Origin of the sequence: Ligilactobacillus acidipiscis (assembly GCF_900116935.1) — a bacterium.
Classification (GTDB): domain Bacteria; phylum Bacillota; class Bacilli; order Lactobacillales; family Lactobacillaceae; genus Ligilactobacillus; species Ligilactobacillus acidipiscis.
On record NZ_LT630287.1, the window covers coordinates 2,467,085 to 2,482,576 of the forward strand.

The window sequence follows — 15,492 nt, forward strand, 5'->3', positions numbered from 1 at the left end:
ACTATTTTTCATTATTTAACAGAACTATTATTTAACTTCCGCAACGATCTTTTTGATCATCTGTTGCTGGAATTCCTGTCCATATTGTTTAGCTAATTGTGCTTGTTTTGCCTTATCTGTAGCTAAACTAGGGTCTTTCATAATAGCTGCTTTCATCTTTTGCGAAACATACTGTTGCGCTTGTTCCTTAACCTTGGCCTGTCCTGCCTTAGTCTTCATACCAGACATTTTCTTTTGTAAGGCTTTAACTTGCGTAGTGGACAAATAAAGCCAGTCTTTTGGCAAATTAAAGGTGTTAGAACGTTTAACAAGTTTATTTTGCATTCCAGAAATACCAAACCAGAACTTATAACCATTAGATTTAAACTTCCAACGAGTTTCCTTGACTTGCAAAGTCGCACTCTTAGCATTAGTACGTTTGATATGATTATTAGCGACTGTATACTCATTAGCTTGAGTATGGCTCGGTTTCTTCTGATCCGAAGTTTCTTTATAAACTTGCACAGTTTCTTTACCATTCGAACCGATCGGTTTGTAAAGCATAATATTTAAGCTATTTTTAGAACTTGCTGGATGAATCTGTGTTGTCTTTGTCGTCGTCACTTTATGCATGCCGTAATGACTGCTACTATTCACCGTCAACATGACTAATGAAACAACTAAAAGCACTGCAGAAAGCAAAGTCCCAATAGTTCTCCAAACGACTGGTTTAATATAAACATAGCATAGGAATGCTGCGACAGCACCAATTACTAAAGTAGCTAAGATCATGCAGCATCACCGCCTTTATTTTTAAAATCATCTGAACTGATATTCTTAGTATGCGTTTCGTGGTCATGATCTTTCAAGAAGAACGTCAGGGCAACACCAATAACAGCAAATACTAATGAAAAGGCAAACGCTGCATGATACCCATCTAAGGAAGCCTGCAAATATTGTTGCTTGTAGCTAAGTGGAGCTGCTTTTAGCAGATGTTTAGCTGGTTCGGCATTGTTTGTGACGTTAGTCAGCAAAGTGATCATGATCGCAGAACCAATTGATGAAGCAACCTGACGCACTGTGTTATTAGAAGCAGTACCATCAGCAATCAAACTGTCCGGTAAAGCATTCATCCCTGAAGTAGTAACTGGCATCATAACCATTGAGATCCCAAACATTCTAATTGCATACAAGAAGACGATGTAGATTGTTGGAGTATCAAGTGTTAACCACATAAAAGGCAGCGTTGCTAAAGTTAATAAAACCATACCAGTTGTGGCCAAACGTTTCCCACCCAAAGCATCGAAAGTTTTCCCGGTTATCGGACTCATAAGGGCCATAACGACCGCACCAGATAATAATGTTAATCCAGAATGCAGGGCGCTCATTCCGTGAGCGATCTGTAAATACAATGGCAAAACTGTTTCAACACCCAACATAGCGATCATGACGATCGAAGACAAGATAGCTGATAGGGTAAATTCACCAATTTTGAAAACACGTAATTCCAAAAACGGCTTGGGGATAATTAACTGACGCCAAACAAATAGTGTGGTTACAATTGCACCAACTACAAGAGATACAATGACTTTCGTTGAAGTCCAACCATCATTACCGGCAGATGAGAAACCAAACAATAGGCTGCCAAAACCAATTGTCGACAATATCAAAGAAAGCCAATCAATTTTTTGCTTATGTGTTTCAATAACAGGTTTCATAAAGAAAAGCGCTAAGACAATTACAAATGTCATGATTGGAATGATCATACAAAAAAGGTCACGCCACTAATATTTATCAATGATCCAACCGGACAAAGTAGGACCAATGGCAGGTGCCACACCAATAACGATCCCCACCAGACCCAAAGCAGCACCACGAGACTCAGCTGGAAAAATCGACAACATGATCGTTTGCAACAAAGGCATAGTGATCCCGACACCAAGCGCTTGAACCAAACGTCCAGCCAGTAAAACGCCGAAAGTAGGAGCAGTATAGGCTAAAATCGTCCCACCTAAGAAAATCGTCATAGCTCCAATATAGAGCCATTTTGTATTAACAGTCGTTGATAAATAGGCAGAAAGAGGGATCATGATCCCATTTACCATCAAAAAGCCAGTGGTCAACCACTGAACTGTTGCAGTTGAAACGTCGAAAGTCGACATCAACTTTGGTAAAGCCGTTGAAAGCAAAGTCTGATTTAGGACCGTACAAAACGTACCAATTAACAAAACAATGATCATCATTGTTTTGTTAAAACCACCTAATTTATTATCAGCAGTTTTTGACAAAAGATATTCCTTCTTTCAAATTTTTATCATACAAATAAAGTCAAACAAAGACCTAGATAGGCTGATCTATATTTGACCGTTAAATTGGATAATGACCAATATAAATTATTTTTCTTTTTTTGTCAACTATTTGACATTGTTTATCAAATAGTTGATACGTTTACATTTTTATGGTATGAATATAGTGTAGAGTTTTAATGCAGCTAATAAATACTTCATATAGGAGAGTTTTAATGGATAAACTTCAAGATTTTTCAGATTGGATGCACGACATAATCAAATCTGATAACATACTGCTCAGCATTAGAGATGCTGCCAGAGCAAGTAATGTGACCGATGCTCAAGTCCGCTATTGGATCAAAAATGGTTATCTAAGAACTGTTAAAGCAGATAATGGTGCAATTAAGCTGCCTTACAATCAAATTGCCAGTATTCGTATGATCAAGTTTTTCCTTGATGATGGCTACACTTTAAGCGGCGCGGCGAAAAAAACACAAGAAAACAAAGACATTGCACGATCAATACGTCATTTAGTATTTTCAAGCATTCATAACATCGAGAAGCATGGAAATAAAACAATTTTTGACCTAGGTCCTATTGACGAGGATCCAGAAAAACACATTTTTGGAATTGAGACCCCTGAAAAAATCACTTATATTATTAAATAATGACGCTAACATGCACAAGGCAGCAAAAGCTTCCTTGTGTATTTTTAACTAATTACTTTTACAGCAGGGTAAATTTTTTTTTCGACCCAATGATCACGGTAAAATCGTCAAAAAAATGAACGACCACTCTGCTTTAGCAGTTGCCGTTCAAATCAATACATATTCCCTATTAATTATTATTCAGTAATTTATCCAGATATTGCAAGACACCTTGTTCGTTATTAGTTCCGGTTTGATGCTGGGCTATTTTTTGGACTCCAGGTGCACAGTTAGCCATCGCTACACCGTCACCGACAGCTTCTAGCATTTCCAAATCATTACCGCCATCACCAAAAGCACACATTTGAGACAGTGGGATCCCTAATCTTTGGCTCAAATGCCTTAATCCACTAGCCTTGTGCACTCCGGGTTGAATAATATCAAAATTACCATGACCGCTGGTTGTGATCTCCGCCATGCCCCATAACTGTTCTTGCAACTTTTGCATAAAACTCATCGTATCTTGAGTTGTATAGTTAAATGAGTACTTAGTACTTTCATCTATTATTTCTGCAAAGGAATCCACAATTTGCAATTTCCTATTATAAAAATGTGCCTCTTTCTTAAATTCCTCACTGCTATCTTCCAGAATATAAGCACTTTTAAAACCACTCACTACTAACTCGTCAAACAGACCTGGATAGGTATTAAGTTGACCCAAAATTTTCTTTGCCTGTTTAGGGTCAAAACGAGAGCCAAAATACACAGTGGCAAGGTCACGAATATAAGCCCCGTTATCCGCAATATAAATAATATCGGGAAAATCAGCAAAAAAAGTACACAGCTGATAATACTGATTCCCACTAGCAACCACGAACTGAATTTTTCTTTCCTGCATTTTACGATATAGAGCAGCAAAATGCTGACGATCATAGTCTTTTTGGTCATTCAAAAATGTTCCATCCATATCAACAGCAATTAATTTACACTGATTTAACATTCTTTTTCCTCCACAATTATCAAGCGTTTACAATTAAAGTAACATAAGCACATTAAAAATGATACTTATATTGCTTTCACATAAGCAGCCTAACTATCGCCCTTTTCAAATCATACTTATGATTGAAAAAATTTTTTTCTTTCGTTATAATATTTTTTATCCTTTATTAAAAAATGTTTTCTGGTGATGACGTTCACCAGTCCAAAAATCCGTGCTCCCACGTAATGACGTCTAAGTGAATTTTTTACGTAGGAGTGCGGATTTTTATTTTGTTGTTAAACAAGGAGGCATATTAAAACATGAAATTCAAAGACCTACTTAGTATTTTTTTCTTTGGCTCTCTTGGCAGTCTTAGCCGCTATGGTCTGACTTTACTGTTTCCCGGCAAACAAACTACATTATTGATCAATATTATCGGATGTTTTTTACTCTCTTTTTTGACCTACTATGTTATCGAACATAATCTGCTTTCTGGTTGGATGAATGCTGGAATAGGTACAGGTTTCATTGGCGCATTCACCACCTTTTCCTCATTTTGTAACGATTTTGATCAGGCTATACTCACTCATAATTTGTTGCCGGCCAGCCTTTATTTACTTTTTTCAATTTTCGGCGGATACTTGGCAGCATGGCTGGGTTTCACTGTAGCTAACCACCTGTTTAAAAGAAAGGAGCACCAAGAATGAGCTTAATTCTAATTGGCCTTAGCGCAGGCTTGGGCGCTAGTCTCCGCTTTCTAGTAACTACTATGATCAAACAACACACTAAGCAAATTTTTCCTTGGGCCACCTTACTTATCAATCTAATTGGAGCATTTCTTTTAGGAATACTAGTTGGTCTGCAAATTACTACATACTTATACGCAATATTAGGGATCGGCCTTTTAGGCGGCTTTACTACTTTTTCGACCCTCAACGTTGAACTGATCACGCTAAGAAGAAACAAACAATTTGAAGTTATCCCTTATGCATTAGCCACATATCTAGGTGGTCCAATTGCATTATTTGGTGGCTTGTTACTGGGCTATTTATACTAAAAAAGTGTTGTCTGAAGTGAACCCCCATAGTTGGACAAAGAATTCCAACTATGGGGGTTCACTTTAACGTTTCATTTTTTTGTTTAAACTATTTTAGGTCCGCTCCATTAGATACAATCACCCTTTGATACCAGCTAAACGAATCTTTTTTATAGCGTTTCATTGTGCCGTTACCAAGATCATTGCAGTCAACATACACAAGTCCATAACGTTTTTTCATTTCACCAGTTCCGTTAGAAACTAAGTCAATAGCACTCCACATAGTATAGCCCATCAAATCAACACCATCTATCTTAACTGCATCAGACATTGAGCTAATAGCAGCTCGCAAATATTTGATGCGATAATCATCATGAATTTTATGATCGTCTTCGAGTTTATCAGCCCAGCCAAGTCCATTTTCAACGACCCATAGCGGTTTATGATATCTGTCCCACAAAATATTCAATGCTAAACGCAAGCAATCTGGATCAGTTGCCCAACCCCAAGCATTAGTTTCCAAATATGGGTTAGTAACACCAGCCACCCCTAAATTACCAGCAGCATGGTCATCATTAGCATGAGTTGTTAAGACAGAGGAACTATAGCAAGAAAAACTTAAAAAGTCTGCTGGATATTCAGCTAATAATTCATAATCCTGCGGCCGATCATCAAGCTTGATGCCTTCACGCTCATATTTCTTTAAACGATATTCTGGATAACGGCCGCCGACTTGAACATCAGAATAAAATAACGTTTCTTGCTGAGCTTTCATTATCTCGACTTGGTCAGCCGGATCACAAGTGTAAGGATAAATTGGAGAGTAGGCCAGCATTTGTCCCACCTTCATTTCAGGATCGATCCTGTGAGCAGCCTTGACTGCCAAAGAACTAGCTACAAATTGATTATGTGCTCCTTGAGCTCGATTTTGCGGAGTAGGATCAGTCAAACCACCACCCATGTACGGTGCAAGAGTCATTGCATTGATCTCATTGAAGGTAGTCCAGTATTTGACCTGGCCTTTATAATACTTAAATACTGTTACTACATATTTTTCAAACAAATTAATTAATTTTCTGTCGGACCAGCCGCCATATCGTTTGATGAGCGCTAATGGTGTATCGTAATGCGACAGAGTTACCATCGGTTCAATGTGATACTTATGACATTCCTCAAAGATCTGCTTGTAAAAATTTAAACCTGTTTTATTAGGCTCTTCTTCATCTCCATTTGGGAAAATACGCGACCAACTGATCGACAACCGAAATACTTTAAAGCCCATTTCTGCCATTAGACCAATATCTTCTTTATAGTGATGATAAAAATCTGTCCCATGATGGCTAGGATAATGATAATCAGACAAAATGGCTGGTGTAGCATCTGCGGGAATATTAAAATCTCCACCCCACACGAACGGGGAATTTCCAGTTGTTCCATCTTCTTTTTTCCAAGTGACAAGGCGAGGACGATCGACTGCACCATTAGTTAATACATCTATCGCGTTTAGTCCTTTCCCATCTTGATCATAGCCGCCCTCATATTGATTAGCGGCCGTGGCTCCACCCCACAAAAAATCTTTTTTAAAACCCATAGTTATCCTCCTTGTATTATTAAAATTGATCCTATTTAAAGAAAAAAGGGCAAGAGTCGCCAAATTTCTTTGTCTACTCCTGCCCTTTCTTTATAATTTATTTCATTTCAAACACTGAGAACTCCCCGTCGAAGCACTAAGAGCTGTTATTAGTCGGGGTCTCTAACCAAGGCCTTCCGCTTATCTGATATATGTGTTCCATCTCTGAAAAACAAGCTATAGCATACACATCTGATAATAATCATGTCTTAAGCGGCTTTAACTTACCCTATTATTTTTTTAGTTCGTCAAGCTGTTCATACACGTCAACAAAGTTTGTTGCTAAATCAACAAAGGTGATCGCAGTCATTAAATGGTCTTGGGAATGAACCATCAATAATGTTACTTTTGCGTGTTCACCTTGTGCCTCTTTAGTCAACATTCCCGTCTGAGTATTATGTGCCTCAACCAGTGCTTTTTGTGCTTCGTCTAATTTATTATGGGCTTCAGTGAAATTAGCTTCCTTGGCAGCTTTGATTGCTTCTACAGCAAAGGACTTAGCATTTCCTGCATTAACGATCAAACCCATCGTTGTTTGTAATTGTTGCTCCTCTGCAGACGATTGTGTTTGTTTTTCTTCTTCGGCCATCTTGAACCTCCTGTTTTCATTACGTTATAAAATCAAGTGCTTTTATTCGCCCATCAAATCGTAGGCTTGTTTGATAACCTTATCGCCTTGCATCATCCCGTATGCTTGCATATCGATCACTGCAACAGGGATTTTCTTGTCATCCAATTTTTTATGGAAATCTGCTTCCATGTATCTAACCTGAGGTCCGAGTAACACACAGTTGATATCTTTACTTTCCAATTGTGAATCTGCCTCAGCGGCTGGGACAGCAAATACTTCAACATCTTTACCTTCTGCTTCAGCAGCTTTTTGCATCTTCGTCACCAACAAGCTAGTACTCATACCAGCTGCACAACATAACATGATCGTCTTTTTTGCCATAATAAAGACCTCCATCTTTACTTTTTATTATTTCGCCTTGTTAGCGTAGTCAATTTTTAGCCCTTGCTAATTAAAGCGCTTTCTATTACAATATATTTATACCATATTGGTATCAATTTTACAAGTACCTTTAAATGAATTAAGGAGGACAGGTTTATGGGTCTAAAATACAAGGAAATTGCTCAAGATATCGCACAAAAAATTGCCAACCAGACATTCCAAAAAAAATTGCCTAGCGAATCTGAATTAATGGGCATGTATTTAGTAAGCCGTAATACAGTCCGCAATGCCATTGATGTTTTATATAACCAAGGTCTGATCAGTCGGATCCAGGGAAGTGGGTACTTTGTTAATGAACCCTTACATACCGAAGATAATTTAATGAATTTAGCAAATAAAGTCGGAATGAATGCCTTATCTAATGAAGCACCTGTATCTTCAAAGATCTTGGCTTTTGAAAGTAGACCGGCGGGTCGGGAAGTCGCTAAGTTTTTACATTGTAATGTTGATGATCCAGTTTATTACGTCAAACGATTGCGACGTTCTAAAGACAATCTACTCAGTTTAGAAGAAGCTTACTATTTACGTAGCGTTGTCCCGTACTTAAACAAAAAAATTTGTTCAACTTCGATTTTCAAGTTTATCATGGATAACTACAATATTGAGATCGTCAACGCCGATGAATACGTTAAAATTCATCAACTAACAGAACAGGAAGCCGTTGAATCGGGACGTTCGGTAAATGAGGCGACTTTAAAAATTGAAGAGATCAATTATCTAAAAAACGAGCGTCCTTTCAACTATTCCAAAACATACTACTTCCAAAAAAACTTGACGCTTTATTATCACATTAGCAATTACCTTCATTAAGAACAACTTTCCTAAGAAGTACCTTTATAATTTGTGAGTTCACAGCGGATATATTTTTAGCTCTTGAATCTTAAACAATGTCTGCCAGAATAATTTCTCGAACACATTAGTCCGGGATAAATGGATCCAGATCTGATGTGCATGGTGTGTGACCTTAGCTGTTAGATGTAGTAACTTAAAGCGGATAGTGTCAACTTGAGCGTGTTTAAGTCTAGATGGTAAAGCCGTGTTTAACTTCTTTGATCAGGACTTCCATCGACCCTCGTTGTTGGTAGAGAGCGAAAACTTGCGGGCCACTCAATTCTTCCAAGTTAGTCACAATAAACTCATGGTCAGACAACAAGTTTCCGGCCGGCCGAATCGATCTAATAAGCACACGATAAGAACGTGACCAACTTTTTGGACGTTAATCGTTCCGGACATGCCCACTTGGATTAAGCGCTCAAACCGACTTTGGAGCTAGTGGATTGTTTTCAAACAGATCACAAACTTGACCTGCTTTTTATCACAGGCATGGTAGATCCCCGGAGCTGCGAAACCAGAATTTTCCTGCACTAAGATATCCACAGAAGATTCATCATAGACCCGTAAGCTCCGAAATAAGAAATTAGTTACACCTTGCGACGTATAACGATTATCGGGCCGTAATTAAGCATTCAATAAGCAGCCCGATAAGGTATCAAAAGCAGTAGCGGGCTGATCTTGGGGGTACCCACTAACAATTGAAACAGCAGCTACTTGAATAAATTGTTTGCGAAGAAAGTCTAAGACTTGCGATCATCTTTAAAATGTATGTTAGACTGTAAAAACTGGTCAAAGTTGAGTTGATGGAGGAACTCAGCCAGTAATAGAGTTCTAGCATCGTTCGCTAATTCACCACCGTCATTAGAAATTTTGATTTGTTTATTGAATAAAAATCGTTCATGATGTAAAGTCAATATAAGGATCACTCCTGTTCTTTGTGGTTTTGGTCGACTTAACAATAGCACAACACCCAACAGATGAAAAAGAAGAAAGCTGTCAAATGTATTGCAGTAACAAGAAACAGTACCGAGGAAAAAAATATGAATAATTCAGGATGAACTTTAATTCTCTATGTTTCAAGAATTAATTTCTCACAAGTATCCTTAAGTCACATTATGAGGTTTATTTGGTGCAACCTTACATTTAATTTGACAATTTAAGAATCGGGTAGGAGATAGTTCACACTATCGACCTCCCACACCACCGTACGTACGGAACCGTATACGGCGGTTCAACAATTTAAGCTTTACTTTGTATTGACTGATACAACTGAGACATGTTTAATAGTCCCCGTTGTGTCAGTCTTTTATTGGTTATGGTCATCAACAGTGTTTTACTGTGCGCGTTGCGCCAGTATCCCTTACGAGTATTGACGTAGATTTTCGCCTGTTTGGGTGTCAAGCCTAGTTTAATCAATGCTTTATAACGGGTTCCGATATTCTTCCACTGTTTCCAGATATACTGGCGGATGCGCGAGCGCAACCATTTGTCTAGTTGTTGGAGAAAGTTTTTCATCTTCCCAATGGAATAATATTGGATCCAGCCCTGCATTTTCTGCTTAATTTCATGCAGAATCCTATCAAGGCTGACGCCTCGGCTTCTCTTGGTGATTCTTGTCAATTCCTGTTTAATTCTCTGTTTAGGTTTTTGATGAGGACGCGGGTAGGCGCTATTGCGTCCCACACCCAGCGAAAAACCTAGAAACTTCAGTCTTAGTGGAGAACCGACTTGCGTCTTTTCTGCATTCACTTCAACTTTGAGTTCCTTTTCTAAAAACTGGGTGATGCTTTTGAGAACCCGTTCACCCGCACGCTTACTTTTAACATAGATATTACAGTCATCCGCATAGCGTACAAATTTATGTCCTCTTTTGGTCAATTCTTTGTCCAGCTCGTTCAGATAAATATTTGCTAGTAATGGTGAAATATTGCCACCTTGCGGTGTACCTTTAGCGGACTTCTCGAAAAATCGACCATTCATAACACCACTCGTCAAGAACTTACGAATCAAATGCAAGACCCATGGCTCACTAATGTAATTTTCAACAAATTTAATTAGTAAATCATGGTTCACATTGTCAAAATAGGACTTTAAATCAAGGTCGACCACGTAGTGATAACCCTGATTATAATAAGCAACCACCTTTTTCACAGCACTTTGTGCACTGCGGTGTGGTCGAAAACCATAACTATTATCTGAGAATACTTTTTCAAAAATAGGAGACAGTTGCTGTTGTAACGCCTGTTGAACCACACGGTCAACGACCGTTGGGATTCCTAACTGACGTTTCGAACCATCTGGCTTAGGAATCTCAACTCGTTTGACAGGTTGGGGTTCATAGCTTTCGGTTCGCAAGGCCTCGATTAGTTTTACGTTATTCTCTTTCAAGTATGGGCCAAGTTCCTCAACGGACATGCCGTCAATTCCTCCAGCCCCTTTATTACGCTTGACATGGACAAAGGCCCGATTTAAATTATTCCGGTCTAAGACCTTCTCACGTAATAAGCCATTTTGAGTTCTCTTTTCACCAGAAACAACGCTACGCGCTCCTGTTTGCTCTGACCCTTCCAGGGTTACCCTCCGCAGGTAGTCAGCTTTATTTTCTGTTTTCTGCGATTGTCGTATTGTTTCCACCTCCAGGATGAATCAAAATTATTGTTGTTCAGCCCTTCACCATTACTGGCTACTATGGCCTCGGCTGACTTCTGTCATGGACAACTCAACATTACTATTGAGCCTGTTCCTGCCAGAAATAACTTCCAGCTTGAGAGAACTACCATGACAGACCTCCCCGGGTAAGAGCAGTAGCTTTCGCATCAAACCGTTGGCTTTACTGTGACGGTTTCGAGTGGTCAGGGACTTCGATTTGTTAAGCAATCTCATCCCACCGTTTCCAGCCTTTTAGCCACTTCTTGTTCATCGATTCGATGTTTCGTCTAGGACTTCCTTCAGATTCTACCTCACGATAGACACCCTTGTCTTCGACTCGTGATACCGGCCACTACGGCTCACAGCGGACTTACACCGCCTAGTTACTGCCCATGCCGGGCGCACTTAAAAATGGCAATAAAATTCGTTTAATTTTATTTCTAATAAAACCAAAGAAATTTAAGTACTTACGCAAATTAATCCTGTTAAAGCCAAAAACTAACCCTGAAATAAAAATAAATAACGGCATCTGGAATACGTCGATATACATTTTCAAGACATTAAAAAATTGCGAGTTGTTTCCCATACTATATACTGTCCATTTTGTTGAGTATACAATCATACTATGGCCTAGTACAACCATTATAATTGCAAAAGCTCTTAATGCTGTTAGTTCAGATAACCACTTCTTTTTTACCATACTTTCCCCACATTCTCCTTATACTTATATAAAATACTGACCTCCTAAAAATTTCTATCATTATTCTACATTATATAGATCGCGTGTATATACCTTACTCTGTACATCCAATAATTCATCTGCATTACGATTAGCGACGATGACATCAGATTCTTGCTTAAAAGTATCCAAATCATTAACGACGTCAGAATTATAGAATGTGGCATCTTTTAAAGTTGGTTCATAAACAATTACTTCAATTCCCTTCGCCTTGATTCGTTTCATTATTCCTTGAATTGATGACTGCCGGAAATTATCAGAATTAGATTTCATAGTCAATCGATAAATACCAACTTTTTTAGGATCATGAGCTAATACTTGATTAGCAATAAAGTCTTTACGTGTTGTATTAGCATCAACAATAGCCTGAATCAAATTGTTGGGAACATCATTATAATTAGCCAGTAACTGTTTAGTATCCTTAGGCAGGCAATAACCGCCATAGCCAAATGAAGGATTATTATAATGATTGCCAATCCTCGGATCTAATCCCACACCGTCAATGATCTGCTTGGTATCTAACCCACGAACCTCGGCATACGTATCTAACTCATTGAAGAAAGCAACACGCATAGCTAAATAGGTATTTGAAAATAGCTTAATAGATTCTGCTTCCGAACTAGAAACAAATAAGGTTGCAATATTATCTTCAATGGCAGCCTCTTGTAATAATTTGGCAAATAGATGCCCGCGTTTAGAATCTTCACCCACAATAATACGTGAAGGATAAAGATTATCATAAAGAGCCTTACCTTCGCGCAAAAATTCAGGTGCAAAAATAATATTATCATTATTAAATCGATTACGGGCCTCTTCAGTAAAACCAACAGGAATTGTTGACTTTACAATAACAACTGCGTCAGGATTAATTCTAGTGATTTTCTCTAAAATATCATCTACGCTTGATGTATCAAAAAAGTTCTTTTCGGAATCATAGTTAGTTGGCGTTGAAACAATGACATAATCAGCATCCTTCAGCGCAAGTTTATAGTCTAACGTTGCTCTTAAATCTAATTTCTTCTCAGCTAAGTATTTAGAAATATAATCATCGACAATAGGTGATACTTTATTATTTATGAGATCAACTTTCTTTTGTATTACATCCAATGCCATTACCTTATTACGTTGTGAAAGTAAAACCGCTAATGACAAGCCAACGTATCCCGTACCTGCAACTGCTATTTTCATAATATTATCTCCTTCTAAAAACTGTTTTGCCGAAATCCAAAAGTCCTTTAATAAACTTAATATTAACAAAAATATTGAGCATAAATAAACTAAATTCTATTATTTGAATTAGTAAAAAATTTATTGGTAAATACAGAATAATAGATTGTAAAATAAGCACTACGTGATTTAATTTTATGCTCTGAACATCAAGACGAATATCAATAAATCTTTTAGTGTCTCTTATTCTAATCAACCACATAACTAAAAAGCTAATAGAACTGCTTAACCCTGCTCCGTTTGCCCCTAAGATAGGAACAAATAGAAAAATTAAAACAACATTGATGACCGCACTTATAACAGTAGTGTAAAAGATTCCCATTGTTTGTTTAGCGGCAATATAGTTTGTTCCTAAAAAACTAGAAAAACTCGAATAGAGTACCGAAAACAGCAGTAATGGTATTAATGACCAAGCACTATAAAAAGACTGGGCCACAAAAATATGCATAAAAGGCTGAATTACAAATAAAATAAATGATGATCCAAGGAACATCATTTGACTATAGTAATTAAAGACATTAGAATAAAATTCCGACTTTTCCTCTGAATTATACTCCTCAATAGCTGACATTTGCCAAGCCTGGAAAAAAATTGAGTTTAACATGGATAACAAATTAGGGATCTTATTTGCTACGGCAAATAATCCATTTGCACCGACTCCGACAAAATACAAAATAAAATAACGACTAGACGTATTTGTAGCCCACCATGCTAATGCATTAGGAATAAGCGGAATACTATATATCAACATTTTTCTTATTAATTTTTTATTAATTAGCGAAATCTTAAATTCATTTATCAATCTAAGTCTGATAAATACATATGCAGAACTTATTACTGAAGCAATTATTATGGAAAGTAAATAACCATTAATCCCCCAGTGCAAGTATACCAATAGAATAATATTTGATATACCAGTAACTAAGGTAGTTAAAATACCATTGAGCGCAAAAACTTTTACTTGGCCAATTGCACGAGCATATTGAATAAAAGTTGAATTAAAGGCCTGACAAACCAATATTATATAGAAGTAAAATAATTGTGGAATATGTGCTAGATTAGCAAGCGGCATGACTAACAGAAAAATTAAGGCACCTGTTACTGTAATTATAATGGCATTTGTGTATACCTTTCTGTTATCAGTCGACTTATCCATTACAAATCTTAAAACGGCATCATATGCATCAAGAGAAATAATAGGTAATAACAAACTTACTGTATTTGTTATTAAGTCAACTGTACCATATTGTTGTTTTGATAATACATATGTGTATAACGGAACTAATAATATAGATATAAGCTTGCTACCCAAATTACCAACGGCGAATACCATAGAGTTTCCAATTAGATGTTTAATTTTATTCATTTATATTTTCCTAGATTAAGTTTTTAGCAGCTATTCTTTCAGATACTTTGTAAGTTCATAAAAATCCGTATCAAATTTTTTCGATATAGGCTTAATTTTCAATAATTGATTAATATTGGCTAAAATTAAATCTATATCACCAGTCTTCATAAGCTTAATATAATTGACTTCTTTGAGCCAATTATAGTAAGTATACTTTACTTTTCCGTTATTATTATTAAAAACAATACACGGTGTTTTAGTGAGTAGAGAAAAAAGCATTCCATGTAGCCTATCAGTTATTACTAATTGATGTTTTGAGAACTCGTGAATCTTATTTATAAAATACGTATCTCTATTCATACTATTAATTTCAATATTTTCGTGAATAACCGTATCTGAATATGTTATATGAAAATCACGTTTTAATCTATTAACTAAATTATCGATAAAGTTTGAAGATAATGAACGTTCCTTATCTTTTCTAAGAGCCAATAAAATACCTGACCTTTTATACTCTTCTAGCTGTAGCCGAGCATTCAAAAAAAAGACAATATCAGGCGTAAATAATAATTTATTTTTTGGAAAATTTTCTTCAAGAAATTTTTTTGTTAATGTTTCCCTTGCAACTAAAACAAAATTTTTATTATCGGAATAGATAGAGCGCGATTTTATTAACTCTGCCTGACTATCTTTATCGTCTGAGAAGTATGCTGATTGCGGAAAGGTAATAATCTTATTATGCTCAAACATTTGGACTATTAAACGTCTTCTCTTTTCAGCGGTAGGGTAAAGAACACCTAAATTCCCCCCCCCATGAATCATAACTATATCATCAGACTCAATTACTTTTTTTATTAGTTTAATACCTTTAACAGTATTTATATCTGGTACTTCAATTACCTGATATTCAGGTAATTTCTTTTTTAAATAAATTAATTCAGCAATTGCAATTGCTTGATCTCCTAAATTAGTATGCGTTGGTGTCAAGAATAAGAACACCCTTTTTTTATGCATATCCTTCGGCAGCTTAAAACTCCGCTTTTTAGAAAAATAATTAATCCACTCAATAATACTTTTACGTTTAATTATCCTTATTCTATTGATAATATTCATCATGTACTTTA

The 15,492-nt window shown here is 36.8% G+C and carries 14 protein-coding genes, 2 pseudogenes and 1 riboswitch; of the genes and pseudogenes, 4 read left to right on the plus strand and 12 right to left on the minus strand.

Translation table 11 applies throughout. The annotated features are described in order from the left end of the window. Window positions 1-27 precede the first annotated feature (27 nt). Together BQ5903_RS11435 and BQ5903_RS11440 are read right to left on the minus strand one after the other, a co-directional pair. Window positions 28-771 carry a DUF4811 domain-containing protein gene (locus BQ5903_RS11435; RefSeq protein WP_079579583.1) on the minus strand — a complete coding sequence of 248 codons (744 nt, stop codon included), beginning with the start codon at window positions 769-771 and terminating at the stop codon, window positions 28-30. Continuing rightward, window positions 768-2,267: pseudogene (locus BQ5903_RS11440) on the minus strand (MDR family MFS transporter). Before BQ5903_RS11440 ends, BQ5903_RS11435 begins: the two are co-directional and overlap by 4 nt. A gap of 233 nt (window positions 2,268-2,500) precedes the next feature. Here BQ5903_RS11440 and BQ5903_RS11445 point away from each other — a divergent pair. Further along, window positions 2,501-2,935 (plus strand): MerR family transcriptional regulator, encoded by a 435-nt coding sequence (locus tag BQ5903_RS11445; RefSeq protein ID WP_079579584.1) that lies wholly within the window; start codon window positions 2,501-2,503, stop codon window positions 2,933-2,935. Between the two features lie 169 nt (window positions 2,936-3,104). On the opposite strand, the gene BQ5903_RS11450 is transcribed toward BQ5903_RS11445, so the two are convergent. Next, window positions 3,105-3,914, minus strand: a complete 810-nt coding sequence (locus tag BQ5903_RS11450) for a Cof-type HAD-IIB family hydrolase (RefSeq protein ID WP_079579585.1) — start codon at window positions 3,912-3,914, stop codon at window positions 3,105-3,107. Between the two features lie 173 nt (window positions 3,915-4,087). Beyond that, window positions 4,088-4,155: riboswitch (Fluoride riboswitch) on the plus strand. 58 nt (window positions 4,156-4,213) lie between these two features. Between BQ5903_RS11450 and BQ5903_RS11455 the strand changes: the two genes are divergently transcribed. Both BQ5903_RS11455 and BQ5903_RS11460 read left to right on the plus strand, forming a co-directional pair. After that, window positions 4,214-4,600, plus strand: a complete 387-nt coding sequence (locus tag BQ5903_RS11455) for a fluoride efflux transporter FluC (protein ID WP_010495944.1) — start codon at window positions 4,214-4,216, stop codon at window positions 4,598-4,600. After that, window positions 4,597-4,950: a CrcB family protein gene (locus BQ5903_RS11460; protein ID WP_079579586.1), complete on the plus strand. Its 354-nt coding sequence runs from the start codon at window positions 4,597-4,599 to the stop codon at window positions 4,948-4,950. Before BQ5903_RS11455 ends, BQ5903_RS11460 begins: the two co-directional genes overlap by 4 nt. A gap of 88 nt (window positions 4,951-5,038) precedes the next feature. On the opposite strand, the gene BQ5903_RS11465 is transcribed toward BQ5903_RS11460, so the two are convergent. The 3 genes from BQ5903_RS11465 to BQ5903_RS11475 all read right to left on the minus strand — a co-directional run bounded on the left by BQ5903_RS11465 (window position 5,039) and on the right by BQ5903_RS11475 (window position 7,511). Continuing rightward, complete coding sequence (locus tag BQ5903_RS11465; protein ID WP_079579587.1) at window positions 5,039-6,520, minus strand: family 1 glycosylhydrolase; 1,482 nt, start codon at window positions 6,518-6,520, stop codon at window positions 5,039-5,041. A 271-nt stretch (window positions 6,521-6,791) separates the two neighbouring features. Further along, window positions 6,792-7,148: a PTS lactose/cellobiose transporter subunit IIA gene (locus tag BQ5903_RS11470; protein ID WP_010495938.1), complete on the minus strand. Its 357-nt coding sequence runs from the start codon at window positions 7,146-7,148 to the stop codon at window positions 6,792-6,794. Between the two features lie 42 nt (window positions 7,149-7,190). Further along, entirely contained in the window at window positions 7,191-7,511 is a 321-nt protein-coding gene (locus BQ5903_RS11475; RefSeq protein WP_010495936.1) for a PTS sugar transporter subunit IIB, read from the minus strand. Between the two features lie 156 nt (window positions 7,512-7,667). Between BQ5903_RS11475 and BQ5903_RS11480 the strand changes: the two genes are divergently transcribed. Continuing rightward, window positions 7,668-8,381 (plus strand): GntR family transcriptional regulator, encoded by a 714-nt coding sequence (locus tag BQ5903_RS11480; RefSeq protein WP_079579588.1) that lies wholly within the window; start codon window positions 7,668-7,670, stop codon window positions 8,379-8,381. Between the two features lie 39 nt (window positions 8,382-8,420). Here BQ5903_RS11480 and BQ5903_RS12635 read toward each other — a convergent pair. From BQ5903_RS12635 to BQ5903_RS11510, 6 genes and pseudogenes are all read right to left on the minus strand, one after another. Then, window positions 8,421-9,322 (minus strand): annotated as a pseudogene (locus BQ5903_RS12635) (transposase). A 322-nt stretch (window positions 9,323-9,644) separates the two neighbouring features. After that, window positions 9,645-11,030, minus strand: a complete 1,386-nt coding sequence (gene ltrA / locus BQ5903_RS11490) for a group II intron reverse transcriptase/maturase (protein ID WP_079579684.1) — start codon at window positions 11,028-11,030, stop codon at window positions 9,645-9,647. Between the two features lie 403 nt (window positions 11,031-11,433). Next, on the minus strand, window positions 11,434-11,754 hold the full coding sequence (locus tag BQ5903_RS12610; protein WP_079579589.1) for an acyltransferase family protein: 321 nt from the start codon (window positions 11,752-11,754) through the stop codon (window positions 11,434-11,436). A gap of 60 nt (window positions 11,755-11,814) precedes the next feature. Next, on the minus strand, window positions 11,815-12,981 hold the full coding sequence (locus BQ5903_RS11500) for a nucleotide sugar dehydrogenase (protein WP_079579590.1): 1,167 nt from the start codon (window positions 12,979-12,981) through the stop codon (window positions 11,815-11,817). Window positions 12,982-12,985: 4 nt separating this feature from the next. After that, complete coding sequence (locus BQ5903_RS11505; protein WP_079579591.1) at window positions 12,986-14,386, minus strand: lipopolysaccharide biosynthesis protein; 1,401 nt, start codon at window positions 14,384-14,386, stop codon at window positions 12,986-12,988. A 30-nt stretch (window positions 14,387-14,416) separates the two neighbouring features. Beyond that, the gene (locus tag BQ5903_RS11510) at window positions 14,417-15,484 is read right to left on the minus strand and encodes a polysaccharide pyruvyl transferase family protein (RefSeq protein WP_079579592.1); all 1,068 of its coding nucleotides are present in this window, start codon (window positions 15,482-15,484) and stop codon (window positions 14,417-14,419) included. Between the last annotated feature and the right edge of the window lie 8 nt (window positions 15,485-15,492).

Bases quoted from the DNA above. Each gene is read 5' to 3' on its own strand.
- BQ5903_RS11480 (WP_079579588.1), top strand. From the start codon at position 7,668: ATGGGTCTAAAATACAAGGAAATTGCTCAAGATATCGCACAAAAAATT.
- BQ5903_RS11450 (WP_079579585.1), bottom strand. From the start codon at position 3,914: ATGTTAAATCAGTGTAAATTAATTGCTGTTGATATGGATGGAACATTT.
- BQ5903_RS11505 (WP_079579591.1), bottom strand. From the start codon at position 14,386: ATGAATAAAATTAAACATCTAATTGGAAACTCTATGGTATTCGCCGTT.
- BQ5903_RS11460 (WP_079579586.1), top strand. From the start codon at position 4,597: ATGAGCTTAATTCTAATTGGCCTTAGCGCAGGCTTGGGCGCTAGTCTC.
- BQ5903_RS11455 (WP_010495944.1), top strand. From the start codon at position 4,214: ATGAAATTCAAAGACCTACTTAGTATTTTTTTCTTTGGCTCTCTTGGC.
- BQ5903_RS12610 (WP_079579589.1), bottom strand. From the start codon at position 11,754: ATGGTAAAAAAGAAGTGGTTATCTGAACTAACAGCATTAAGAGCTTTT.
- BQ5903_RS11435 (WP_079579583.1), bottom strand. From the start codon at position 771: ATGATCTTAGCTACTTTAGTAATTGGTGCTGTCGCAGCATTCCTATGC.
- BQ5903_RS11465 (WP_079579587.1), bottom strand. From the start codon at position 6,520: ATGGGTTTTAAAAAAGATTTTTTGTGGGGTGGAGCCACGGCCGCTAAT.
- BQ5903_RS11510 (WP_079579592.1), bottom strand. From the start codon at position 15,484: ATGATGAATATTATCAATAGAATAAGGATAATTAAACGTAAAAGTATT.
- BQ5903_RS11445 (WP_079579584.1), top strand. From the start codon at position 2,501: ATGGATAAACTTCAAGATTTTTCAGATTGGATGCACGACATAATCAAA.
- BQ5903_RS11500 (WP_079579590.1), bottom strand. From the start codon at position 12,981: ATGAAAATAGCAGTTGCAGGTACGGGATACGTTGGCTTGTCATTAGCG.
- BQ5903_RS11475 (WP_010495936.1), bottom strand. From the start codon at position 7,511: ATGGCAAAAAAGACGATCATGTTATGTTGTGCAGCTGGTATGAGTACT.
- BQ5903_RS11470 (WP_010495938.1), bottom strand. From the start codon at position 7,148: ATGGCCGAAGAAGAAAAACAAACACAATCGTCTGCAGAGGAGCAACAA.